Raw genomic sequence first — 22,153 nt, forward strand, 5'->3', positions numbered from 1 at the left:
CAAAGAACTTTAAGGTAGCGGCACAGCTACCAACAGAGGAAGTGCATTCATGGCGACCCAACACTCACGCGCTGCAGCTCGCATTATGATGGCCCCCGCGGTCATTCTATTGCTGGGCTGGATGCTCGTCCCGCTCACGATGACGCTCTATTTCTCGTTCAAGAACTACCTGCCCCTGCGTGGTGGCGATCTTGGATGGGCTGGATTTGAAAACTACACGCGCTTTGTGACAAGCAGTTCTTTCTGGCCAAGCATCCTCACCACCCTAATTATCGTTGGTGGCGTGCTATTTATCACAGTCGTGTTTGGCGTTCTGCTGGCGCTCTTGCTCGACCGCCCAATGTGGGGCCAAGGCATCGTCCGCATCCTCGTGATTGCACCCTTCTTTGTCATGCCAACCGTGTCTGCGCTGGTCTGGAAAAACATGTTCATGGACCCGACCAACGGCCTGTTCGCCCACCTGTGGCGTGCCTTTGGTGCGCAGCCCGTTGAATGGATGTCTCAAGCCTCCCTGCCCTCAATTATCATTATCGTAAGCTGGCAATGGCTGCCGTTTGCGACCCTCATTCTGCTGACCGCGATCCAGTCGCTGGACGGCGAACAACTCGAAGCGTCTGAAATGGACGGCGCACCAGCCCTGAAACGGTTCTGGTACATCATCCTGCCTCACCTGAGCCGCGCGATCACCGTCGTGATCCTGATCCAAACGATCTTCCTTTTGGCCGTATTCGCTGAAATTTTCGTCACCACCGGCGGCGCGTTCGGCACCAAGACACTCAGCTACCTCATCTTCCAGCGCGTTTTGGAAAGCCAGAACATCGGTCTTGGCTCTGCGGGCGGCGTCTACGCGATCATCCTCGCAAACATCATCGCCATCTTCCTGATGCGCATCGTCGGCAAAAACTTGGACAACTGAGAGGGGAGCAAACATGGCACGCACCGTCACCACACGCCAAAAGGCGCTCAATACGACCCTCGCTTGGGCTATCGGTCTTCTGATCTTTTTCCCGATCCTGTGGACTATTCTGACCAGTTTTAAAACCGAAGGTCAGGCAATCTCTGATCCGCCCATTTTTTTGTTCTTTGACTGGACGCTGGAAAACTACGCGATTGTTCAGGAACGCTCCGACTACCTGCGGTTCCTGACCAACTCTGTGATTATCGCGGTTGGTTCGACCCTCTTGGGTATCGTCGTCGCGGTTCCTGCCGCATGGTCGATGGCATTCGTTCCCTCGAAACGGACCAAAGACATCCTGATGTGGATGCTCTCCACCAAGATGTTGCCGGCGGTCGGCGTTCTTTACCCGATCTACCTGCTGTTCATCAAATTGGGCCTGTTAGACAACCGTTGGGGTCTGGTCGTTGTCCTGATGCTGATCAACCTGCCGATTATCGTCTGGATGCTCTACACTTACTTCAAGGAAATCCCAGGTGAGATCCTTGAGGCGGCCCGGATGGACGGCGCAACTCTGCGCGAAGAAATCCTCTATATCCTCACGCCGATGGCTGTCCCCGGTATCGCCTCGACGATCCTCTTGAACGTCATTCTGGCTTGGAACGAAGCGTTCTGGACGCTCAACCTGACGGCTGCCAAAGCCGCCCCGTTGACCGCATTTATCGCGAGCTACTCCAGCCCTGAAGGCCTCTTTTACGCAAAACTCTCTGCTGCTTCGACCATGGCGATCGCACCGATCCTGATCATGGGCTGGTTCAGCCAAAAACAACTTGTCCGCGGTCTGACCTTCGGCGCCGTGAAATAAGGAAAAGAATAATGGGACGCATTACGCTAGATAAAGTCACCAAACGTTTCGGCGATGTCGAAGTTATCCCGCCGCTGGACCTGACCATCGAAGACGGAGAGTTCGTTGTATTCGTTGGCCCTTCGGGTTGCGGTAAATCCACCCTTCTGCGCCTGATCGCTGGGCTCGAGGACGTGTCGGGCGGGCAAATCCGCATCGACAGCAAAGACGCCACCGACCTGCCGCCCGCAAAGCGCGGTCTGGCGATGGTGTTCCAATCCTATGCGCTCTACCCGCATATGTCGGTGCGCAAGAACATCGCCTTCCCACTCAAGATGGCAAAGATGGATCAGGCCGAAATCGACCGCCGCGTGGATAACGCTGCAAAGGTTCTGAACCTCGATAGCTACATTGATCGCCGTCCGGGTCAGCTCTCTGGTGGTCAGCGCCAGCGTGTTGCAATTGGCCGCGCGATTGTGCGTGAACCAAGCGCGTTCCTCTTTGACGAACCGCTGTCGAACTTGGACGCAGCGCTGCGCGTTGGGATGCGCCTTGAGATTTCAGAACTCCACGAGCGCCTGAAAACCACCATGGTCTACGTGACACACGATCAGGTCGAAGCCATGACCATGGCCGACAAAATCGTGGTTCTGCAGGCCGGTGTGATCGAACAGGTTGGCTCCCCGCTTGAACTCTACCACACCCCGCGCAACAAATTCGTCGCTGGCTTCATCGGCTCGCCCAAGATGAACTTTATCGAAGGTGAAACCGCTGCCCAACACGGTGCGCATACCATCGGCATTCGCCCTGAGCACCTGACCGCCTCGGCGACCGAAGGTCTGTGGAAAGGCACAGTCAGCGTCTCTGAACACCTCGGTTCTGACACCTTCCTGCACGTTCATGACACGGGCCTCGCGGAATCCATGACGGTGCGTGTTGGCGGCGAATTCCCCGTACGACATGGCGATACTGTCTACCTCACCCCCGAAGCCGACAAGATCCACCGCTTTGACGAAAAAGGGCTGCGGATTGCATGACACGGTTTTCTGGTAAATCGGTTCTGATCACGGGTGCAGCCCGCGGGATCGGTTTTGAATTTGCAAAGGCCTATGCTGCCGAAGGCGCACGCGTTGCGATCGTCGACATCAACGCCTCGGCCGCATTGAAGTCCGCACAAACCATCGGCAATGGCGCAATCGCCGTTGCCTGTGATGTGGCGGATAAAGCTAGCATTGATACCGCCGTGAACACGGTCGAAACAGAACTCGGCGGGATCGATATCCTTGTGAATAATGCCGCGCTGTTCTCTGCCGCGCCGATCATTGAGATCACAGAGGCGGACTATCAAAAACTGTTCTCGATCAACGTCTTTGGCACCATGTTCATGACCCAAGCAGTCGCGAAGGTCATGATCGCAAACGGCAAAGGCGGCAAGATCATCAATATGGCGTCCCAAGCTGGCCGTCGCGGTGAAGCCCTCGTCGGCGTCTACTGCGCAACGAAGGCCGCCGTAATCAGCTTTACCCAGTCTGCGGGCCTGAACCTGATCCAACACGGCATCAATGTGAACGCAATCGCACCCGGTGTGGTGGATGGCGAACATTGGGACGGCGTCGATGCTTTCTTTGCCAAATATGAAAACAAACCCCTCGGTCAGAAAAAACGCGAAGTCGGTGCCGCTGTACCCTTTGGGCGCATGGGCAAAGCCGAAGACCTGACCGGAATGGCACTCTTTCTTGCCTCGCACGAGGCTGACTATGTCGTCGCACAATGTTTCGGTGTGGACGGCGGAAACTGGATGGCATGACCATGGCAATTGAACTCAACACCTCCGCTCTGGCTCAGCTCCCTGACACCATCGGCACCCCTTCTTATAACCGAGCCGCGTTGACGGCGGGCATCCTCCACGTGGGGATCGGCAACTTCCACCGCGCACACATGGCGGTGTATCTCGACCGCCTGTTCGCACTGGGTGAAAGCCACGACTGGGCGCTGTGCGGCGCTGGCGTCCGCGCGGGCGACGCAACGATGCGCGAACGCCTTGCCAAACAAGACTGGCTCACAACGGTCGTCGAACTGGACCCCTCGGGCCTCACCGCCCAAGTCGTTGGTTCTATGATCGACTTCGTCGAGGTCGACCCTGCGATCACCATCGCGAAAATGGCCGATCCCGCCATCAAGATCGTATCGACCACCATCACCGAGGGCGGCTATTACGTCGACGCCCTGACCGATGGTTTCGACATAAAGCATCCCGACATCGTCGCGGATGCTGCGAACCCCGATGCGCCGAAAACCGTATTCGGTATGGTTATCAAAGCGCTCCGCATTCGTCGTGACGCTGGCCTAGCGCCGTTTACCTTTATGTCGTGCGATAACCTGCCAGAAAACGGTCACGTCGCAAAACGCACGGTGATTGGCCTCGCTCGTCTGTCTGACCCAGATTTTGCCGACTGGATCAGCGCAAACGTTGCCTTCCCCAACTCTATGGTTGACTGCATTACGCCTGCGACTTCGGACCGTGAGCGCGCGATGGTTGCCGATAAATTCGGCATCACCGATGCGGTCCCTGTGGCCTGCGAACCTTTCCGTCAGTGGGTCCTAGAAGACAACTTCCCCCAAGGTCGCCCAGCACTCGAGAAGGTTGGCGCGGAATTCGTTGAGGACGTTGCAAAATACGAATTGATGAAGCTCCGCATTCTGAACGGTGGCCACGCTGCGATTGCCTATCCGTCGGCTCTGATCGGGCATCACTTTGTTCACGATGCGATGGCGGACCCGCTGATCTCAGAATGGCTCGACACTTTGGAACAGCGTGAAATCATCCCGACGCTGGCGCCGATTGAGGGCGTTGACTATCAAGCTTACCGCGAAAAGATCATCGAGCGCTTCTCGAACCCAGAAGTCGGCGACACGATCCCGCGTCTGTGCCTCGATGGCTCCAATCGTCAGCCGAAGTTCATTCTCCCGACCCTGCGTGACGCGCTGGCGACGGGTGCGGATGTGTCAGGCCTCGCGTTGGAAGTTGCGCTCTGGTGCCGTTATTGCGCCCGCGTTGATGAAGCTGGCAATGAGATCGCGCCGAATGATGACAACCATGTGGTTCTCAAGTCCCTCGCGGATGAGGCCAAAGGGCGTCCAGTCGCTTTCCTTGAAAACACCGCCGTGTTTGGCGATCTCGCCCAAAATGAGGTATTCGTGGCCGCCTTCGGACAGGCCCTGAACAGCCTCTATGACAACGGTGTCAAAGCCACCTTGACCGCTTACGTCAAAGGCTAAGCCTTTTTGACATCCTGAAACGGCGCTTCTATTCAGAGGCGCCGTTTTGCTATGATCTGCGGCGCAATCGATAGCCCTATCCCACCGAGCACCAGTGCTGCACCGATGAGCCACTGAACCGTGATCGGCTCATTGATCCAGACCAGCCCACCGAGGCTAGCCATTACGGGCACCATCAACTGCCCTACCCCTGCCAGCGCAGGGTCGATAACAGCGACAATCCGATACCAGAGTGCATAGCCTAGCCCCGAGGTGATCCCGCCCGACACCATGGCGAGCATCAATGCTGGGCCACTGAGCGCCCCATTGCCAACCATCAACAACGGCAGCACGAATAGCAGGCACAAGGCAAAGCTCATCGCATTCACACGCACAGGATCACCCGCCCCGCGGCCGAGCAGAGTGTAGAATCCCCAGCTCACCCCAGCGAAGGACATCAGCATCAGATCAATGACGGGCACACTCCCGAGGTCTGATGAGGGTTTCAACAACCAGACCAACCCGAAGAAAGCCACAATCGCACCGATCCACTGAAACACAGACGGGCGGTTACCGCGCACAACGACTGTGGCGAAGATTGTGATCTGAACCCAGCCGAACAGTAGCAGCGCTCCAAAACCTGCGTCGAGTGTCCGATAGGCGAGCGAAAAGCCAACGATATAACCCGCAAGGCATAGCGCTCCAGCGACCGACCGCGCTTTTGTCGGCCATGCCCCTCTCTTCTGCAAAAGAGCCATCGTCATCAGAACGACCGCCCCTGTCGCCACGCGCACGACGGCGAATCCTGCTGGATCTGCGCCATAATCCACCACGGCCAAACGGATCAGAACCGAATTGGCAGCCAACGCGAACAATGCGCCAAGTGCGACGAGGTAGATCATCCATGCCTCCAAACGAAAACGGGGCCGCGACTGCGACCCCGTTTCCTTATCATGCCTTCGGCGATGATTACATCATGCCGCCCATGCCGCCCATGTCGGGCATTGCAGGTGCGCCGCCGTCTTTTGCAGGCTTGTCAGCAACCATTGCTTCGGTGGTGATCAGCAGGCCAGCTACCGATGCCGCATCTTCCAGAGCGGTACGGGTTACTTTTGCCGGGTCGATCACGCCGAATTTGAACATGTCGCCATATTCTTCGGTCTGAGCGTTGAAGCCAAAGTTTTTGTCGTCGGATTCACGAACTTTGCCAGCAACAACTGCACCGTCAACGCCAGCGTTCTCAGCGATCTGACGAAGCGGAGCTTCGAGAGCGCGACGAACAATAGCGATACCGGCGTTTTGGTCAGCGTTCTGACCTTCAAGACCGGCCAGAACTTTCGCAGCCTGAACCAGAGCAACACCACCGCCAACAACGATGCCTTCCTGAACAGCAGCGCGAGTAGCGTTCAGTGCGTCATCAACGCGGTCTTTACGCTCTTTCACTTCTACTTCAGTCATGCCGCCGACGCGGATAACAGCAACACCGCCAGCCAGTTTGGCAACGCGCTCTTGTAGTTTTTCACGGTCGTAGTCCGAAGAGGTTTCTTCGATCTGGGTACGGATCTGTGCAACGCGTGCTTCGATCTCTGCTTTGTTGCCAGCGCCATCAACGATAACGGTGTTGTCTTTGGAGATCGAAACTTTCTTAGCCGAACCGAGCATGTCCATAGTGACGTTCTCGAGTTTCATGCCGAGGTCTTCGGAGATCACCTGGCCGCCGGTCAGGATAGCGATATCCTGCAGCATTGCCTTACGACGGTCGCCAAAGCCCGGTGCTTTAACAGCAGCGATTTTCAGACCACCGCGCAGTTTGTTAACTACGAGAGTTGCTAGTGCTTCGCCCTCAACATCTTCAGCGATGATGATAAGCGGCTTCTGGGACTGGATAACCGACTCGAGCAGCGGAACCATCGGCTGGAGCGACGACAGTTTTTTCTCGTGAAGCAGGATGACAGCGTCTTCCAGTTCAGCGACCATTTTGTCTGGGTTGGTTACAAAGTACGGGGAGAGGTAGCCGCGGTCGAACTGCATGCCTTCGACAACTTCTACTTCGGTTTCCATACCTTTGTTTTCTTCAACGGTGATTACGCCGTCGTTGCCAACTTTCTGCATCGCGTCTGCGATCTGACGACCGATCGATGCTTCACCGTTAGCGGAGATGGTGCCAACCTGAGCAACTTCGTCAGAGTCTGCAACTTCACGAGCCATCGACTTGATCTGCTCAACGACAGTGGTAGTTGCCATGTCGATGCCGCGCTTCAGGTCCATCGGGTTCAGACCAGCAGCAACCTGCTTAAGGCCTTCTTTTACGATTGCTTGTGCAAGTACGGTTGCGGTGGTGGTACCGTCGCCAGCTTCGTCGTTGGTGCGCGAAGCGACTTCTTTAACCATCTGCGCGCCCATGTTCTCGAACTTGTCTTCCAGTTCGATCTCTTTAGCGACAGAAACACCGTCTTTGGTGATGCGCGGTGCGCCGAAAGATTTTTCGAGCACAACGTTGCGGCCTTTCGGGCCAAGGGTAACTTTTACCGCGTCAGCCAGGATGTTCACACCCTTGAGCATACGGTTACGGGCGTCGGTGCCGAATTTGACGTCTTTAGCAGCCATTGCTGTAGTCCTCGTCTAAAATAGTTTCAGGTAAAGGTGCGATCTCAGGCGATGATGCCGAGAATGTCGCCCTCTTTCATGATGAGCAGCTCTTCGCCGTCTACGGTGACTTCAGTGCCAGACCATTTACCGAAAAGAACGCGGTCGCCAGCTTTCACAGCCATTGCGATCAGTTCGCCGGAGTCTTTACGAGCACCTTCGCCGCAAGCAACTACTTCGCCTTCAGCCGGTTTTTCTTTGGCGCTATCAGGGATGATCAGACCACCCTTGGTTTTTTCGTCGCTCTCGACACGGCGGACCAGAACGCGGTCATGCAGCGGTTTAAAAGCCATTTTTTGTAGCTCCTCAGCTATCGTTGAATCCTGTGTTAGCACTCAGTCATATCGAGTGCTAACGGCGCATAGTTAGGAACCTGACCTAAGGGTGTCAACAGTGGTGGAAAGGATTTTTGAATCGCCTCCCCTGCGTGAACAGCCTAAGTTAAGATAAGACTAACAGGAGCCATGATGCGCGCGACCCTCACCGCTATTTTCTTTTCCTCCATTTTACCCACCGCATCCTCGGCGCTCTGTTCAGGCGCATCCATTGAAACCTATCTGTCCGCAGACGTTTTAACTGAGGTAGAGCGCGCGTCAGACGCGACATTGAACGGCCAAGGCCTTATTTGGCAGGCCGATCGAAACAGCCAACAAATCACCTTTTTTGGCAGCTTGCACATCTACGACCCGCGCCTCTTGCCGCTCAGGGAAAAAGCCCGCGAGGCACTAAAAGACGCCGATGTGTTGCTGGTCGAACAGACGACCGAACAGTTGCAAGAAATGCAGCGCGAGCTGCTCGCCGATCCGGCGTTGATCCTCCTGCCCGAAGGTCAAACGTTGATCGGGATGATTGATGATGCGTCATGGGAACTCCTTGCCGAAGCGGGCCGTGCCCGTGGGCTACCCTCGCCGATGACCGCACGCTTTCAGCCTTGGTACCTCGTCGCCGCGCTCGGCACGCCGCCCTGCGCCATGACCGACATTCAGGCAGGGCTGACGGGATTGGACGCGATGGTGATGGAAGACGCCGCATCGATGGGCGTTGAAACGCAGGCGCTAGAGGATTGGCGCGACTCTCTACGTATCCTCTACGACGATCCTATCGACGCCCAGATCGACATGTTGGAGATGTCGCTCTTGCCGCCAGATATCGAAAGCGCACTGTTTGCATCCACGTTCGATGCCTATTTCGCAGGTGACGTTGCCCGCGTTTGGGAACTATCGCGAGCCGCCCTCACCCTCGTTCCGAATGTTGACCTGCCCCATGCGAACAAGGTGTTCGACGATTTCGCCGCGGGGCTCCTTGACGGTCGGAACATGAACTGGATCGACAACCTCGAGACCGCCGCCGCCGAAGGCCCCGTCGTCGCCGTGTTTGGTGCGGCGCATCTTTCGGGAGAAAATGGCGTGTTGAATTTGTTGGCCCAGAACGGCTGGCAGATCACTCGGCTGGACGAATAGCCGCCCGACCTACCTCCGTCAGCCCGTAAATGCCGACGGCCACCCGCTCGAACCAGCCATAGTGATTGTCCGCCATCAGACGGGTCGCGGTTTTGACACCTGTTGATTTGGCTACCACCGCTCCTTTGCTCGACCCTTCGCTGGCGAGGAATTCGGCACAGGCAATTGCATCCTGCCTGTAGCCCGTGACAATCCCCTGCCGCTTGGCACCACCGACATTCGGATCCCCCCTCAGTCGATCAAATTCGCGCAGCAGAGCCTTTGCCTTTTGCGATGACTTGCGCGGGGCATAGGGACCAGGGTCAGCAAGCGTTTCCGTAAACCCGTCCGAGAGGCGAACCGTAATGACGCCGATCCCAAGCCGACGGCAAAGTTTCACATTGGCCTGCAACGCCTTCCAACTCGCCCGCCCGCTCTGCCGTGGCACACAAACATAGACATTGTCCGTAATGGCCAGACGCGCGACAGCCTGCTGCAAGAGCGTAAGAGAAAAGCCCGTTTTGAGTTCGACAATGACGGGCGGCTCGTCCCCTCGACGCCCCATCACATCAACCGCACCGACCTCGGCCTTCACGACGTAGCCCTGCCGTTCCAGCAGCGCCTTTACGGGCGCATAGAGATCAGTTTCGGAAATCTTAGCCATAGCTTAGACCTACCTTGCGCAATTCAACTGCGCAATTGCGGCATGGCCTTTGGTCGCAGTGCGGCGCGAAGTGGTGACAACGGCGCTGGCCGACCATATAAGGCCCGCGAATTGATATCGCACATGAGGCAGACCTCTATGACCACGCTTGTTTTCGGCCACAAATCTCCTGACACCGACTCCACCGGATCGCCCATTGTCTGGGCTTGGTATCTGAACGAAATCAAAGGCATCGAGGCGAAGCCCGTTCTGCTAGGCGAACCCAACACCGAAGCTGCCTTTGTGATCGAGAAATGGGGCTTTGCGAAGCCTGAAATCATCTCGACCGTCGAAGCTGGCCAGAAGGTCGTCATCGTTGACACCAACAACCCAGCCGAACTCCCTGATGCGATCAATGATGCGGATATCACCGCGATCATCGACCACCACAAACTGGTCGGCGGTCTGGAAACCAAAGGCCCGATCGACATCACAATCCGTCCGCTCGCCTGCACCGCGACCATCATGTACGATCTGATGGGCGACGACGCAGACAAAATGCCAGACAACATCAAAGGCGCGATGCTGTCGTGCATCCTGTCCGACACGCTGGAATTCCGGAGCCCGACCACGACTGACGTAGACAAAGCACTGGCCGAGAAACTGGCGGCTGAGCTTAACATCAACATCAGCGCCTACGCGTCTGAACTGTTCGAAGCCAAATCAGACGTATCGTCCTTTTCTGATGCTGAACTGCTGCGCATGGACTCCAAGGAATACAACGTCGACGGCACAGAACTGCGCGTATCCGTTCTGGAAACCACCGCACCAAAAATCATCCTCGACCGCAAAGCGAGCCTGATGGCATCGATGGTTGACGTCGCCAAAGAAGACGGCGCCGATCAGGTTCTCCTGTTTGTCATCGACATCCTGAACGAAGAAGCCACCCTTCTCGTCCCGAACGATCTGGTCAAAAAGATCGCTGAAGCATCGTTCGATTGCACCGTCGAAGGCGACACCGTCGTTCTTCCGGGTGTGATGTCCCGCAAAAAACAGATCATTCCGAGCCTTAAGGTCTGATCTGGTCAAAGGGCGCTTCGGCGCCCTTTTTTACTTTGCAACAGAGGAGCGCCAAATGATTTCACCTGATTTTCTTCGTGAAATGCAACGCGGTGAAGAAGCTGCCGTTGCGGCCCTTCTGACAGATGCTTTCGGCCAACCTGACGAGGCACATCTGGTTGAAAAGCTGCGCAAATCCCGCGCGATCGCAGGGGAAATGGTGCTGCCTTCCGAACAGGGGATCGTCGGTTACCTCGCTCTATCGCAAATGATCGCACCCAAAGGGTGGCTCTGCCTCGCGCCTGTTGCTGTGCACCCTGACCTTCAACGCAACGGTTATGGCCGCCGCATGGTTGGTATGATTGTCGAATGGGCGCGTTTGTCCGGGCAGACTTTAGTCGTTCTCGGTGACCCTGCGTTCTATTCGCGCTGCGGGTTCTCGCCCGCACCTGAGGGGCTCACCTCGCCCTACCCCGTCGAATACACGATGGTTGCTGGCGCCGCCAAAGCGAAATTGATGGACCTGAAGTATCCTGCCGCCTTTGGCTAGACGCTTTTCTTTTACATGGGCGGGCTATACTCAGAACCCAACCGAATAGAAGAGCAGCCCATGACCCAAATTATCGAAAACTTCGCCGAAATCGCTGACCAATATGACGCCCTGTTTGTGGACCTCTGGGGCTGCATGCACAATGGCCTCACCTCATTCCCCGCTGCGGTCAAAGCGATGCAGGACTACCGCAAAACGGGCGGCAAAGTGGTTTTCGTGACCAACGCGCCACGGGCATGGGATCTGGTCGCAAAGCAGATGAATCGCTTCGGCATCCCTGACGATAGCTTTGACGCCATCGCAACCTCGGGTGACGCAGCTCGTGTGGCCTTGTTTACAGGCGCTGTGGGCCAAAAAGTGTATTTCATCGGCGAAGCACACGACTACAGCTTCTTCGAACCGATCAAGGTCGTCGAGAACCCGGTAGAGATCACCCGCGTTCCACTCGAAGAAGCCGAGGGCATCGTCAACTGCGGCCCCTTCGACCCTCATGCGGAGCCTGACGTGATGCGCTCAGAGTTCCTCTTTGCCCGTGAAAAAGGGATGAAGATGCTCTGCGCAAACCCCGATATCGTGATCGACCGCGGCGAAACCCGTGAATATTGCGCGGGAGCCTTGGCGCAACTCTACACTGAAATGGGCGGCGAGAGCCTCTATTTCGGCAAACCTCATCCGCCGATTTATGACCTTGCCCGCCGCCGTTTGGCTCAACTGGACGTGAACGCCGATGAAGCGCGCATACTGTGCATTGGCGACGGTATTAAGACGGACATTTTGGGTGCCGAAGGGGAAGGGTATGATTCCCTTTTCATCACAGGCGGCCTTGCAGCAGAAGAGACTGCGACCAAAGTCCAACCCGACGCAGAATTGCTAAACGCCTACTTGCAAAAGGAAAAACAGTCTCCAACCTTCGCCATAGGCTTTTTGCGCTAGCACAATAGGGGGTTGTTTTTTCTGCGGCTGCAAAGTAATAAAGTTTCAAGTGATAACCCAAAAGGGACCATTTGTTACGCAATGGAGCCGAATATGCTGGATAACTTCCCCCGCGGTACGATCTGTATCGAAGATATCGAAATCGGTATGATCCGGTCGTTGCGTAAGGTCGTCACGGACCGCGACATCGAAATGTTCGCTGAAGTCTCAACAGACCGTAACCCTGTGCACCTTGATGACGACTATGCCCAAGACACGATCTTTGAGGGGCGTATTGCGCATGGGATGCTTACCGCAGGTCTGATCTCTGCGGTGATCGGGGAACAGCTTCCGGGTCACGGCACGGTCTATCTGGGGCAATCGCTGAAATTCCTCGCCCCCGTGCGCCCCGGCGATATGGTATTGGCCGAGGTTGAGGTCACAAACATCGACCATTCCAAACGTCGTGTGACCATGGAAACGCGCTGCCTCGTCAACGGCAAAAAGGTGCTGATCGGCGAAGCAACCGTTCTCGCGCCGTCGCGGAAGTTCGACTGATCTTGCATGCGTCGGCTTGGGCAGCTACGCATCGCCCATGCGCATTATTCGAGACACCCTATTCCTAGACCCCAATGATCGTGGCGCGGCTGCGGCCATCGGAAATTTTGACGGCGTCCATCTGGGCCATCAGGCGGTCATAGATTTGACCCGTAAGGCGGCGTTTGATCTGGGCGCGCCTCTCGGCGTGATGACGTTCGAACCGCATCCGCGTCAGTTCTTTGCCCCCGATGCACCGCCGTTCCGTTTGATGAACGCCGAAGCCAAGGCACATCGCCTGCGCAAACTGGGTGTCCAGAAACTCTACGACGTGCCGTTTAATGCCGCTCTCGCCCAATTCACCCCTCGTGAATTTGCAGAGACGATCATCGTTCAGCGGCTCGGCCTTGTGCATGTCGTCGTTGGGGCGGACTTCTGTTTTGGCGCGAAACGAGCTGGCGATGTCGAAACGCTGAAATCACTTGGTGAAGATCTTGGGTTTGGCGTGACCGTCACCCCGCTTTTGACGTTTGAGGAGGAAGTCTCCTCGACGAATATCCGCAACGCCCTCTCCGATGGCCGTCCTCGTGACGCTGCACGTATGCTGGGCCATTGGCACCGCATCGAAGGCCCCGTGATCCGTGGCGATCAGCGCGGTCGCGACCTTGGCTACCCAACCGCGAATATGTCGATCACCAACCTTCACCAGCCGAAACTGGGTGTTTACGCTGTAAAGGTCGACGTCCTCGAAGGACCGCACGCAGGCAGCTACGACGGCGCAGCTTCTATCGGCGTTCGCCCCATGTTTGGCGAAGACAATGTACCGAACATCGAGACTTTCCTGTTTGATTTCAAAGGGGACCTTTATGGCACCCCGCTTTCGGTCGCGCTTGTGGACTACCTCCGCCCCGAACTAAAATTCGACAGCCTCGATGCGCTCATCGTTCAGATGGCGAATGACTGCGATACAGCCCGAAAGATTCTCAAAGATGTCTGACATCGACCGCAGCGGCCTGCGCCAGAATTACTGGAAAACCGTTCCGATGGAAAAGATGAACCGTCAGGAATGGGAAGCGCTCTGCGATGGCTGCGGGAAATGCTGCCTCAACAAGCTTGAGGACGAAGATACGGGAGAAGTCGCGCTGACCAACGTGGCCTGCCGCCTTCTGGACGACGCGACCTGCCTGTGCAGCCAATACGACATTCGCCACCAATTTGTGCCCGAATGTATCGTGCTGACGCCAAAGACCATTTTGGATAACCTATACTGGCTCCCGCAAACCTGCGCTTACCGTCTGGTTCATGAAAAACGACCACTTTACGACTGGCATCCGCTGATTTCGGGCAATTCGGAAACCGTTCATTTAGCAGGCGTTTCGATGCAATACCGCACCCTATCGGAGTTCGACATCGCCGACGAAGACTGGGAAGACCACATCATCGAGGAACCGATCTAATGTTTTTTGCCTCCGACAATACGAGCCCTGTTCATCCCAAAGTGATGGAGGCCCTTACCGCTGCCAACACAGGCTATGTATCGTCATATGGTAGCGACCCGATCATGGAGACGGTTCGTCAAAAAATCCGCACTCTGTTTGAGGCTCCCGAGGCTGCAGTCTACCTCGTCGCAACGGGATCTGCCGCCAATGCACTGGGCCTCGCCTTGATCACCGACCCGTGGCAAAGCGTGTTCTGCCATCGTAGTTCCCACATCGAAGAAGACGAATGCGGCGCGCCAGAGTTCTACATCGGCGGAGGCAAACTCTGCCTTGTTGAAGGCAAAGACGCAAAGATGTCGCCTGAGGCTCTTCGCAACGCGATCGAATTCACAGGCCGAGGTGGGGTTCACAACCTCCAACGGGGCGTTGTGTCGATCACCAACGTCACAGAGAAAGGCGCAGTCTATTCGGCTGCTGAGGTCGCAGAACTGACTGCCATCGCGCGTGACTACGACTTACCCTGTCATATGGATGGCGCCCGCTTCGCCAATGCCATCGTCGCGAGCGGCGCCACCCCCGCAGAAATGACTTGGAAAGCTGGCATTGATATCCTGTCGTTCGGAGGCACCAAGAACGGCCTCATGGGTGTAGAAGCGGTCGTGATCTTTGATCCAAAACTCGCATGGGAATTTGAACTGCGGCGCAAGCGCGGCGGTCACCTGTTTTCCAAGCACCGCTATCTGTCCGCCCAGATGGATGCCTATCTGACCGACGATCTGTGGCGCGACCTCGCAACCCATGCGAACGCAATGGGCCAATTGTTGTCCGCCGGCATCCAAAAAATCGAGGGAGCGACGCTCTTGCACCCGACCGATGCGAACATGGTATTCGCTGGTTTCCCCCGCGGCGCTCACCAAAAGGCATTTGCCGCTGGGGCCAATTACTATTTTTGGCCGTTCAACCAGAACCTTGAAGGCTCCGCCAACGAAACCCTCACAGCGCGATTGGTGGCCAGCTGGTCGACGACTGAGCAGGATATTGAGGCGTTCCTAAACGCGCTCAACTAAGAAATCCTGCGGCAAAAGCGTATTAAGGCATGGTAAAACTTTGCCTTAACGGTTCCGTGTGCTACGCGGTCCCTGCGTCACGATTCCGTCACACACGGACAACAGCTTGGGACTCTGCCACATGCCGTCGATCACTGAACCGAAACTGATTTCGGGGAACGCCAACAAACCGCTCGCTCAATCCATTGCCCGTCGCATGTCTATGCATCGTGGCATGAATGTTAACCTTGTTGATGCTCGTGTTGAGCGTTTCAACGACGGCGAAATCTTTGTCGAAGTTTTCGAAAACGTCCGTGGCGAAGACATGTTCGTCATTCAGCCGACGTCGAACCCTGCCAACGACAACCTGATGGAGCTGCTGATCATCACCGACGCGCTGAAGCGTTCTTCGGCTGGTCGTATCACCGCAGTGATCCCCTATTTTGGTTACGCACGTCAGGACCGCCGTACTAAGGCGCGCACGCCGATCAGCGCAAAACTGGTTGCGAACCTCATCGCCGAAGCTGGCGTTGACCGCGTTCTGACCATGGACCTGCACGCAACGCAGATCCAAGGTTTCTTTGATATGCCGGTCGACAACCTTTACGCGGCGCCGATCTTTGCGCTGGACATCAAGCACCACTTCAAAGGCAACATGGACGACATCATGGTCGTTTCCCCTGACGTTGGTGGTGTGGCTCGCGCACGCGAGCTTGCTAAGCGTATCAACGCCCCACTCTCGATCGTCGACAAACGCCGCGAGAAAGCTGGCGAAGTCGCTGAGATGACCGTCATCGGTAACGTCGAAGGCAAGAAATGTATCATCGTGGACGACCTTTGCGATACCGCAGGCACGCTCTGCAAAGCCGCTGAACACCTGATGGAAGCGGGCGCGTCCGAAGTGCACGCCTATATCTCTCACGGTGTGATGTCTGGCCCAGCAGTTGAGCGCGTTACAAACTCGGTCATGAAGTCGCTGGTGATCACAGATACCATCCAGCCGTCTGACGCGATCCTCAAGGCTCCGAACATCCGCGTTGTTCCGACCGCACCAATGTTCGCTCAAGCGATCCTGAACACTTGGAACGGCACTTCTGTTTCGTCGCTGTTCGAAGACGAGACCCTGATCCCGATCTACGAAGGCCTCTACAACTCCAATTGAACTGGGTCGAAAGACTAGAAACAAGAAACCCCCGAACGGCAACGTCGGGGGTTTTTCTTTGGCCACTTGCGAATAGGTCAGACAACGTCCCAATCATCGTCATGCGGCACCTCACCAATCGACTGCCATGCCACACGGACACGAGCAATTTTCGTGTCGCCCCAAGTCTGGAAAACGATTGCAAAGCCTGTTTCAGTGATGTCCTCGGCCTGCACATCCGTGCGGCAATTGGTGGTGTTCGAAATATCGACCATCGACAACCAGCACTGAACCATTGGCAGCGAACGATACGGCGACGAAAAGGTAACAGCCCGCCGCAAACTACGGTGACCATCGCCCGACCACATTGGACCGTCGGTTTCAAAGTCCGAGAACAAGACAACTTCGCCTTGATCCACACCAATAAGATGATTTTGAAGCTTCTTCATTACCCGTTACGCTATAAGTCCCAAAATACGTAGACCAGAGAAATTCGTCAAAAACGAGGTTTTCATATGAAAATAGGCCCCCAAAGGGGCCTATTTCGAAGCTTAATTCGTATAGGTCAGGATTATTCCTGATACGACAGACCCATGTGGGTACCAACGGCGACCATGTCAGCCAGAAGGTGAGCCGCATCATCAACCGGACCCGGTTCGTTCTTGAAGTTCGCAAGAGCCTTCTCGTGAGCGGCGCGGTATTCCGCAACCATCTCAGCAAAGATCTCTTGGGTCACTTCTGCGGTGGGCAGTGCGCGTTCAGCAAGAACCGAAACACTCTCTGCACCGATTTCGGCAAAGCCGCCGGAAACGACATATTCGTCGCTGCCGCCCGCATGAACGACCCGCAGGATACCTGGACGCAGGGTGGTGATGGTCGGTGCGTGACCTGCCATCGCCGTCATTGCGCCTTCAGCAGCCGGGATCTGGACCTCGGTGGCCTGAACAGAAGCGAGCTTCCGTTCAGGGGATACGAGATCAAATTGGAGCGTGTCAGCCATTATGCCTCTCCTTAGGCAGCTTCAGCTGCCAGTTTTTCGGCCTTTGCCAGAACTTCGCCGATACCGCCTACCATGTAGAAGGCAGCTTCTGGCAGATGGTCGTATTCACCGGCCACAACTGCTTTGAACGACGAGATGGTGTCTTCCAGCGGAACCTGAACACCGTCCGAACCAGTGAACACTTTCGCAACGTCGAACGGCTGCGAGAGGAAACGCTGGATCTTACGAGCGCGCGAAACGGTCAGTTTGTCTTCTTCCGACAGTTCGTCCATGCCGAGGATCGCGATGATGTCCTGCAGCGACTTGTAGCGCTGAAGGATGTTCTGGACGTCGCGAGCAACCTGGTAGTGCTCTTCGCCAACGATCTGCGGGTCAAGGATACGCGACGACGAGTCGAGCGGGTCAACTGCCGGGTAGATACCAAGTTCCGAGATTGCGCGGTTAAGAACGGTGGTTGCGTCCAAGTGAGCAAAGGTCGTTGCCGGTGCAGGGTCGGTAAGGTCGTCCGCAGGTACGTACACAGCTTGGATCGATGTAATCGAGCCGTTCTTGGTCGAGGTAATGCGTTCCTGCATCGCGCCCATGTCGGTTGCCAGTGTTGGCTGGTAGCCCACAGCAGACGGGATACGACCCAGAAGTGCCGAAACTTCGGAACCAGCCTGAGTGAAGCGGAAGATGTTGTCGACGAAGAACAGAACGTCAGTACCCGAAGCGTCACGGAACTGTTCCGCAAGGGTCAGACCGGTCAGCGCTACACGTGCACGTGCTCCCGGAGGCTCGTTCATCTGACCGTACACGAGAGCCACTTGCGACTCTTCGAGGTTGTCCGGCTTAATAACGTTGGATTCGATCATCTCGTGATAAAGGTCGTTACCTTCACGGGTACGTTCACCAACACCAGCGAACACGGAGTAGCCCGAGTGCACTTTTGCGATGTTGTTGATGAGTTCCATGATGAGAACGGTTTTACCAACGCCTGCACCACCGAACAGACCAATCTTACCACCTTTGGAGTAAGGTGCGAGAAGGTCGATAACCTTGATGCCGGTTACGAGGATTTCGGTTTCAGTCGACTGGTCGCTGAATTCCGGTGCCTCAGCGTGGATCGGACGGGTTTCCGTCGCGTTCACTGGGCCCTTTTCGTCAACGGGTTCGCCAACAACGTTCAGAATACGACCGAGGGTCGCGGTACCAACCGGAACCGAGATCGGTGCGCCGGTGTCGACCACTGCCTGACCACGGACGAGACCTTCGGTCGCGTCCATAGCGATGGTACGTACGGTGTTTTCGCCAAGGTGCTGGGCCACTTCAAGAACCAGCTTCTTGCCATTGTTTTCGGTGTCGAGTGCGTTGAGGATCGCCGGCAGGGCATCTTCGAACTGCACGTCCACAACGGCGCCAATCACCTGCGTGATTTTGCCTTTTGCGTTTGCCATGTTTCGTTACTCCGGTTCTTAGAGCGCTTCCGCGCCCGAGATAATTTCGATCAGTTCGTTGGTGATGACGGCCTGACGCGAACGGTTGAATTCAATGGTCAAGCGGTCGATCATGTCGCCCGCGTTGCGAGTTGCGTTGTCCATCGCGCTCATCCGCGCACCCTGTTCGGATGCAGCGTTTTCTAGCAGCGCCGCAAAGACCGCCGTCGACACGCTGGCAGGCAGCAGGTCTTCGAGGATTGCTTCTTCGCTAGGTTCGTAGTCGTAGTCAGCCACAGCACCGTCGGTTGCTTCAAACTTTGCTGGGATCACCTGTTGCGCAGTTGGGATCTGAGCGATCACAGACTGGAATTGCGCAAAGAAGATCGTCGCAACGTCGAATTCACCGGCTTCGAACCGCTTGAGAAGGTCTTTGCCGATGGATTGTGCGGTCGCATAGTCCATACGCTTAACAGCGGAGAGATCTACGTGATCCACAATCAGATCGCCGAAATCACGGCGAAGCTGTTCACGGCCCTTCTTGCCAACTGTCAGGATCTTGACCGTCTTGCCTTGGGCTTGAAGGTCGCGAACAGCCTGACGGGCTTTCTTCACGATCGAAGAGTTGAAACCGCCGCAGAGGCCACGTTCAGCGGTCATGACCACAAGCATGTGGACTTGATCGCTGCCCGTACCACGAAGCAGCAGCGGCGCAGTATCCGAACCACCAGCCGAAGCAGCAAGCGCGGACACTACAGCGTTGAAACGCTCAGTGTACGGGCGAGCCGATTCAGCAGCGTCCTGGGCACGGCGGAGCTTTGCCGCCGCGACCATCTGCATCGCCTTTGTGATCTTGCGGGTCGATTTGACCGACGCGATCCTGTTTTTTAGGTCCTTAAGACTTGGCACTGCCTTGTCTCCTTATCCGGTGATCAGGCGAAGTCTGCGGCGAATTCGTCCAGCGCAGCCTTCAGCTTGTCAGCATCAGCACCTTTGATCTTCGGGTCGTCGTTCGCGATCCAATCCAAGATGTCCTTACGCTTGGTGCGCAGGAATGCGAGGAGCGCTGCTTCGTAGCGGCCAACTTCTTTTACGTCGACTTTGTCGAGGTAACCGTTGGTGCCAGCGAAGATGATGCAAACGATTTCCGCGTTGGTCAGCGGCGAGTACTGCGGCTGTTTCATCAGCTCGGTCAGACGCGCACCACGGTTCAGAAGACGCTGGGTTGCAGCATCAAGGTCGGAACCGAACTGAGCGAATGCTGCCATCTCGCGGTACTGAGCGAGCGACAGTTTAACCGGACCAGCAACAGACGACATTGCTTTGGTCTGAGCGGACGAACCAACGCGCGAAACCGACAGACCGGTGTTCACAGCTGGGCGGATACCCTGGTAGAACAGCTCGGTTTCGAGGAAGATCTGACCGTCGGTGATCGAGATCACGTTGGTCGGAATAAACGCCGAAACGTCGCCGCCCTGGGTTTCAATGATCGGCAGCGCGGTGAGCGAGCCCGAACCATTGTCTTCGTTCAGCTTTGCCGAACGTTCCAGCAGACGCGAGTGGAGATAGAAAACGTCGCCCGGGTAAGCTTCACGGCCCGGCGGACGGCGGAGCAGAAGCGACATCTGGCGATACGAAACAGCCTGCTTCGAAAGGTCATCGTAGATGATCAGTGCGTGGCGGCCGTTGTCACGGAAGTGCTCTGCCATTGCGGTTGCCGCGTAGGGAGCAAGGAACTGCATCGGTGCCGGATCGGACGCGGTTGCAGCAACAACGATGGAGTATTCCATCGCGCCGTTTTCTTCGAGCTTACGAACGAGCTGAGCAACAGTCGAACGCTTCTGACCAACTGCAACGTAGATGCAGTAGAGTTTCTTGGACTCATCGTCGCCAGCAGCTTCGTTGTAAGACTTCTGGTTCAGGATTGCGTCCAGAGCCACAGCGGTTTTACCAGTCTGACGGTCGCCAATGATAAGCTCACGCTGGCCACGGCCAATCGGGATCATCGCGTCAACCGATTTCAGGCCGGTTGCCATCGGTTCGTGAACCGATTTACGGGGAATGATGCCCGGTGCTTTAACGTCAGCAACCAAACGCTTGGAAGCGTTGATCGGACCTTTGCCGTCGATCGGGTTACCCAGACCGTCAACAACGCGACCGAGCAGTTCATCACCAGCCGGAACGTCCACGATCGAGTTGGTGCGCTTAACAGTGTCACCTTCTTTAATGTCGCGGTCGGAACCGAAGATAACAACACCAACGTTGTCTGCTTCGAGGTTCAGAGCCATCCCGCGGATACCACCGGGGAATTCGACCATTTCACCAGCCTGAACATTGTCCAGACCGTATACGCGAGCGATACCGTCACCGACCGAGAGCACACGGCCGATTTCGGCCACTTCGGCATCTTGGCCAAAGTTTTTGATCTGGTCCTTCAGGATCGCAGAAATTTCTGCAGCTTGGATCGCCATTATCCGACCTCTTTCATGGTGTTCTGGAGAGCGCTGAGCTTGGAGCGGATCGACGTGTCGATCATCTTCGAGCCCACCTTAACAACAAGACCGCCAACGAGGGACTCGTCCACGGCCGCATTAATTTTCACAGTTTTACCGATATTGGCAGAGAGTGTCTTTGCCAATTTATCGGACTGAGTTTTAGTCAGCGCCTTCGCGCTGATAACCTCGGCGGTTACTTCGCCTTTCTCTTCGGCCATCAGGTCGCGCAGCGCGTTCAGAACGAACGGCAGAACGAACATACGGCGCTTTTGCGCCAGCAGGCCGAGAGTGTTGGTTACGATTTCCGACAGGCCCATCTTTTTTGCGAGCGCTGCAATCGCAGTCGCTTGCTCTTCGCGGGAGTACAACGGCGAAGAAATCAGAGCGCGCAGATCAGAGCTGCCTTCGAGTGCAGCCGTCAGTGCGTCAATGTCGGATTCAAGAGCAGCAAGACCTTTGCCTTCTTTGGCAAGGTCAAAAGCAGCAGATGCATAGCGCGAAGCGATGCCGGTTGAGATCGAAGCTGGTTCGGACACGTCCACCCTTCCGATAGTTTTGGCCCTCACGTCATACCGGGATGGTCTGAAGTTTAGGCAGCTTGAACCGCCCTCGTCGAAGCGGGGGCGCCAAAATCACGGGGGATGTAGCAGACAGGTATGACTGTCGCAACCGCCTAGACGCACTCAAGATCGATTGTTTGCGCCAATACTCTGAAAGAACAGCGCCGCAAGGTGACGGGTGCGACCATTCGCGCAACCTTTCTCGTCAAAAATTGGTACGCGACGGTATACTGAAATCCGATTTGAACCGAGAATCGAATCTCTTTTTCGTGAT

At 56.1% G+C, this 22,153-nt stretch carries 24 protein-coding genes; 14 read left to right on the top strand and 10 right to left on the bottom strand.

Annotated elements, in window-relative coordinates:
• Positions 1-49: 49 nt before the first annotated feature.
• Genes BSK21_RS10520 through BSK21_RS10540 form a run of 5 tightly spaced genes read left to right on the top strand, consistent with a single transcriptional unit; the run spans position 50 to position 5,018 of the window.
• A complete protein-coding gene (locus BSK21_RS10520; protein ID WP_067551440.1) occupies positions 50-916 on the top strand; it encodes a carbohydrate ABC transporter permease in 867 nt (288 codons plus the stop codon).
• Positions 917-929: 13 nt separating this feature from the next.
• Positions 930-1,760, top strand: a complete 831-nt coding sequence (locus BSK21_RS10525) for a carbohydrate ABC transporter permease (RefSeq protein ID WP_067551443.1) — start codon at positions 930-932, stop codon at positions 1,758-1,760.
• Between the two features lie 11 nt (positions 1,761-1,771).
• The gene (locus BSK21_RS10530) at positions 1,772-2,776 is read left to right on the top strand and encodes an ABC transporter ATP-binding protein (RefSeq protein ID WP_067551446.1); all 1,005 of its coding nucleotides are present in this window, start codon (positions 1,772-1,774) and stop codon (positions 2,774-2,776) included.
• Entirely contained in the window at positions 2,773-3,546 is a 774-nt protein-coding gene (locus tag BSK21_RS10535; protein ID WP_067551449.1) for an L-iditol 2-dehydrogenase, read from the top strand. Before BSK21_RS10530 ends, BSK21_RS10535 begins: the two co-directional genes overlap by 4 nt.
• A gap of 2 nt (positions 3,547-3,548) precedes the next feature.
• Complete coding sequence (locus BSK21_RS10540; protein WP_067551679.1) at positions 3,549-5,018, top strand: mannitol dehydrogenase family protein; 1,470 nt, start codon at positions 3,549-3,551, stop codon at positions 5,016-5,018.
• Positions 5,019-5,050: 32 nt separating this feature from the next.
• Here the strand turns inward: BSK21_RS10540 and BSK21_RS10545 are convergent, their stop codons facing one another.
• From BSK21_RS10545 to BSK21_RS10555, 3 genes are all read right to left on the bottom strand, one after another.
• Complete coding sequence (locus BSK21_RS10545; protein WP_067551452.1) at positions 5,051-5,899, bottom strand: DMT family transporter; 849 nt, start codon at positions 5,897-5,899, stop codon at positions 5,051-5,053.
• A 67-nt stretch (positions 5,900-5,966) separates the two neighbouring features.
• Complete coding sequence (groL, locus tag BSK21_RS10550; RefSeq protein WP_067551455.1) at positions 5,967-7,604, bottom strand: chaperonin GroEL; 1,638 nt, start codon at positions 7,602-7,604, stop codon at positions 5,967-5,969.
• A gap of 44 nt (positions 7,605-7,648) precedes the next feature.
• Positions 7,649-7,936 carry a co-chaperone GroES gene (locus tag BSK21_RS10555; RefSeq protein WP_067551458.1) on the bottom strand — a complete coding sequence of 96 codons (288 nt, stop codon included), beginning with the start codon at positions 7,934-7,936 and terminating at the stop codon, positions 7,649-7,651.
• 171 nt (positions 7,937-8,107) lie between these two features.
• Here BSK21_RS10555 and BSK21_RS10560 point away from each other — a divergent pair, with 171 nt between their 5' ends.
• Positions 8,108-9,103 carry a TraB/GumN family protein gene (locus tag BSK21_RS10560; protein ID WP_082959462.1) on the top strand — a complete coding sequence of 332 codons (996 nt, stop codon included), beginning with the start codon at positions 8,108-8,110 and terminating at the stop codon, positions 9,101-9,103.
• Here the strand turns inward: BSK21_RS10560 and BSK21_RS10565 are convergent.
• Positions 9,084-9,746 (bottom strand): DUF2161 domain-containing phosphodiesterase, encoded by a 663-nt coding sequence (locus tag BSK21_RS10565; RefSeq protein ID WP_197498207.1) that lies wholly within the window; start codon positions 9,744-9,746, stop codon positions 9,084-9,086. The genes BSK21_RS10560 and BSK21_RS10565 overlap by 20 nt on opposite strands.
• A gap of 138 nt (positions 9,747-9,884) precedes the next feature.
• On the opposite strand from BSK21_RS10565, the gene BSK21_RS10570 reads away from it, so the two are divergent.
• The 8 genes from BSK21_RS10570 (at position 9,885) to BSK21_RS10605 (ending at position 16,430) form a co-directional block, all read left to right on the top strand.
• Positions 9,885-10,805, top strand: coding sequence for a manganese-dependent inorganic pyrophosphatase (locus tag BSK21_RS10570; RefSeq protein ID WP_067551464.1), 921 nt, complete (start codon positions 9,885-9,887; stop codon positions 10,803-10,805).
• Positions 10,806-10,860: 55 nt separating this feature from the next.
• Positions 10,861-11,334: a GNAT family N-acetyltransferase gene (locus BSK21_RS10575; RefSeq protein WP_067551467.1), complete on the top strand. Its 474-nt coding sequence runs from the start codon at positions 10,861-10,863 to the stop codon at positions 11,332-11,334.
• A gap of 60 nt (positions 11,335-11,394) precedes the next feature.
• Positions 11,395-12,267, top strand: a complete 873-nt coding sequence (locus tag BSK21_RS10580; protein WP_067551470.1) for a TIGR01459 family HAD-type hydrolase — start codon at positions 11,395-11,397, stop codon at positions 12,265-12,267.
• Between the two features lie 93 nt (positions 12,268-12,360).
• Entirely contained in the window at positions 12,361-12,804 is a 444-nt protein-coding gene (locus BSK21_RS10585; protein ID WP_067551686.1) for a MaoC family dehydratase, read from the top strand.
• Positions 12,805-12,841: 37 nt separating this feature from the next.
• On the top strand, positions 12,842-13,780 hold the full coding sequence (locus BSK21_RS10590) for a bifunctional riboflavin kinase/FAD synthetase (RefSeq protein ID WP_067551473.1): 939 nt from the start codon (positions 12,842-12,844) through the stop codon (positions 13,778-13,780).
• Positions 13,773-14,240 (top strand): YcgN family cysteine cluster protein, encoded by a 468-nt coding sequence (locus BSK21_RS10595; RefSeq protein WP_067551476.1) that lies wholly within the window; start codon positions 13,773-13,775, stop codon positions 14,238-14,240. The genes BSK21_RS10590 and BSK21_RS10595 overlap by 8 nt, the downstream gene beginning before the upstream one ends.
• Entirely contained in the window at positions 14,240-15,289 is a 1,050-nt protein-coding gene (locus BSK21_RS10600; RefSeq protein WP_067551479.1) for a low specificity L-threonine aldolase, read from the top strand. The genes BSK21_RS10595 and BSK21_RS10600 overlap by 1 nt, the downstream gene beginning before the upstream one ends.
• A 121-nt stretch (positions 15,290-15,410) precedes the next feature.
• Entirely contained in the window at positions 15,411-16,430 is a 1,020-nt protein-coding gene (locus BSK21_RS10605) for a ribose-phosphate pyrophosphokinase (protein ID WP_067551482.1), read from the top strand.
• A 77-nt stretch (positions 16,431-16,507) separates the two neighbouring features.
• On the opposite strand, the gene BSK21_RS10610 is transcribed toward BSK21_RS10605, so the two are convergent.
• The 6 genes from BSK21_RS10610 to BSK21_RS10635 all read right to left on the bottom strand — a co-directional run bounded on the left by BSK21_RS10610 (position 16,508) and on the right by BSK21_RS10635 (position 21,855).
• Complete coding sequence (locus BSK21_RS10610) at positions 16,508-16,858, bottom strand: H-type lectin domain-containing protein (protein ID WP_067551485.1); 351 nt, start codon at positions 16,856-16,858, stop codon at positions 16,508-16,510.
• A gap of 122 nt (positions 16,859-16,980) precedes the next feature.
• Positions 16,981-17,409 (bottom strand): F0F1 ATP synthase subunit epsilon, encoded by a 429-nt coding sequence (locus BSK21_RS10615; RefSeq protein WP_067551489.1) that lies wholly within the window; start codon positions 17,407-17,409, stop codon positions 16,981-16,983.
• 11 nt (positions 17,410-17,420) lie between these two features.
• Positions 17,421-18,845 (bottom strand): F0F1 ATP synthase subunit beta, encoded by a 1,425-nt coding sequence (gene atpD / locus BSK21_RS10620; protein WP_074039025.1) that lies wholly within the window; start codon positions 18,843-18,845, stop codon positions 17,421-17,423.
• Between the two features lie 18 nt (positions 18,846-18,863).
• Positions 18,864-19,733, bottom strand: a complete 870-nt coding sequence (locus BSK21_RS10625; RefSeq protein ID WP_067551492.1) for a F0F1 ATP synthase subunit gamma — start codon at positions 19,731-19,733, stop codon at positions 18,864-18,866.
• A gap of 23 nt (positions 19,734-19,756) precedes the next feature.
• Positions 19,757-21,295: a F0F1 ATP synthase subunit alpha gene (atpA, locus tag BSK21_RS10630; RefSeq protein ID WP_067551495.1), complete on the bottom strand. Its 1,539-nt coding sequence runs from the start codon at positions 21,293-21,295 to the stop codon at positions 19,757-19,759.
• Positions 21,295-21,855: a F0F1 ATP synthase subunit delta gene (locus tag BSK21_RS10635; protein WP_067551689.1), complete on the bottom strand. Its 561-nt coding sequence runs from the start codon at positions 21,853-21,855 to the stop codon at positions 21,295-21,297. Before BSK21_RS10635 ends, atpA begins: the two co-directional genes overlap by 1 nt.
• Positions 21,856-22,153 lie beyond the last annotated feature (298 nt).

It is taken from the genome of Marivivens sp. JLT3646, assembly GCF_001908835.1.
Classification (GTDB): Bacteria; Pseudomonadota; Alphaproteobacteria; order Rhodobacterales; family Rhodobacteraceae; genus Marivivens; species Marivivens geojensis.

Coding starts and splice junctions, on each gene's coding strand:
- BSK21_RS10600 (WP_067551479.1), top strand. CDS start 14,240: ATGTTTTTTGCCTCCGACAATACGAGCCCTGTTCATCCCAAAGTGATG.
- BSK21_RS10530 (WP_067551446.1), top strand. CDS start 1,772: ATGGGACGCATTACGCTAGATAAAGTCACCAAACGTTTCGGCGATGTC.
- BSK21_RS10535 (WP_067551449.1), top strand. CDS start 2,773: ATGACACGGTTTTCTGGTAAATCGGTTCTGATCACGGGTGCAGCCCGC.
- groL (WP_067551455.1), bottom strand. CDS start 7,604: ATGGCTGCTAAAGACGTCAAATTCGGCACCGACGCCCGTAACCGTATG.
- BSK21_RS10525 (WP_067551443.1), top strand. CDS start 930: ATGGCACGCACCGTCACCACACGCCAAAAGGCGCTCAATACGACCCTC.
- BSK21_RS10605 (WP_067551482.1), top strand. CDS start 15,411: ATGCCGTCGATCACTGAACCGAAACTGATTTCGGGGAACGCCAACAAA.
- BSK21_RS10615 (WP_067551489.1), bottom strand. CDS start 17,409: ATGGCTGACACGCTCCAATTTGATCTCGTATCCCCTGAACGGAAGCTC.
- atpD (WP_074039025.1), bottom strand. CDS start 18,845: ATGGCAAACGCAAAAGGCAAAATCACGCAGGTGATTGGCGCCGTTGTG.
- BSK21_RS10545 (WP_067551452.1), bottom strand. CDS start 5,899: ATGATCTACCTCGTCGCACTTGGCGCATTGTTCGCGTTGGCTGCCAAT.
- BSK21_RS10590 (WP_067551473.1), top strand. CDS start 12,842: ATGCGCATTATTCGAGACACCCTATTCCTAGACCCCAATGATCGTGGC.
- BSK21_RS10565 (WP_197498207.1), bottom strand. CDS start 9,746: ATGGCTAAGATTTCCGAAACTGATCTCTATGCGCCCGTAAAGGCGCTG.
- BSK21_RS10610 (WP_067551485.1), bottom strand. CDS start 16,858: ATGAAGAAGCTTCAAAATCATCTTATTGGTGTGGATCAAGGCGAAGTT.
- BSK21_RS10585 (WP_067551686.1), top strand. CDS start 12,361: ATGCTGGATAACTTCCCCCGCGGTACGATCTGTATCGAAGATATCGAA.
- BSK21_RS10570 (WP_067551464.1), top strand. CDS start 9,885: ATGACCACGCTTGTTTTCGGCCACAAATCTCCTGACACCGACTCCACC.
- BSK21_RS10595 (WP_067551476.1), top strand. CDS start 13,773: ATGTCTGACATCGACCGCAGCGGCCTGCGCCAGAATTACTGGAAAACC.
- BSK21_RS10580 (WP_067551470.1), top strand. CDS start 11,395: ATGACCCAAATTATCGAAAACTTCGCCGAAATCGCTGACCAATATGAC.
- BSK21_RS10560 (WP_082959462.1), top strand. CDS start 8,108: ATGATGCGCGCGACCCTCACCGCTATTTTCTTTTCCTCCATTTTACCC.
- atpA (WP_067551495.1), bottom strand. CDS start 21,295: ATGGCGATCCAAGCTGCAGAAATTTCTGCGATCCTGAAGGACCAGATC.
- BSK21_RS10520 (WP_067551440.1), top strand. CDS start 50: ATGGCGACCCAACACTCACGCGCTGCAGCTCGCATTATGATGGCCCCC.
- BSK21_RS10540 (WP_067551679.1), top strand. CDS start 3,549: ATGGCAATTGAACTCAACACCTCCGCTCTGGCTCAGCTCCCTGACACC.
- BSK21_RS10555 (WP_067551458.1), bottom strand. CDS start 7,936: ATGGCTTTTAAACCGCTGCATGACCGCGTTCTGGTCCGCCGTGTCGAG.
- BSK21_RS10575 (WP_067551467.1), top strand. CDS start 10,861: ATGATTTCACCTGATTTTCTTCGTGAAATGCAACGCGGTGAAGAAGCT.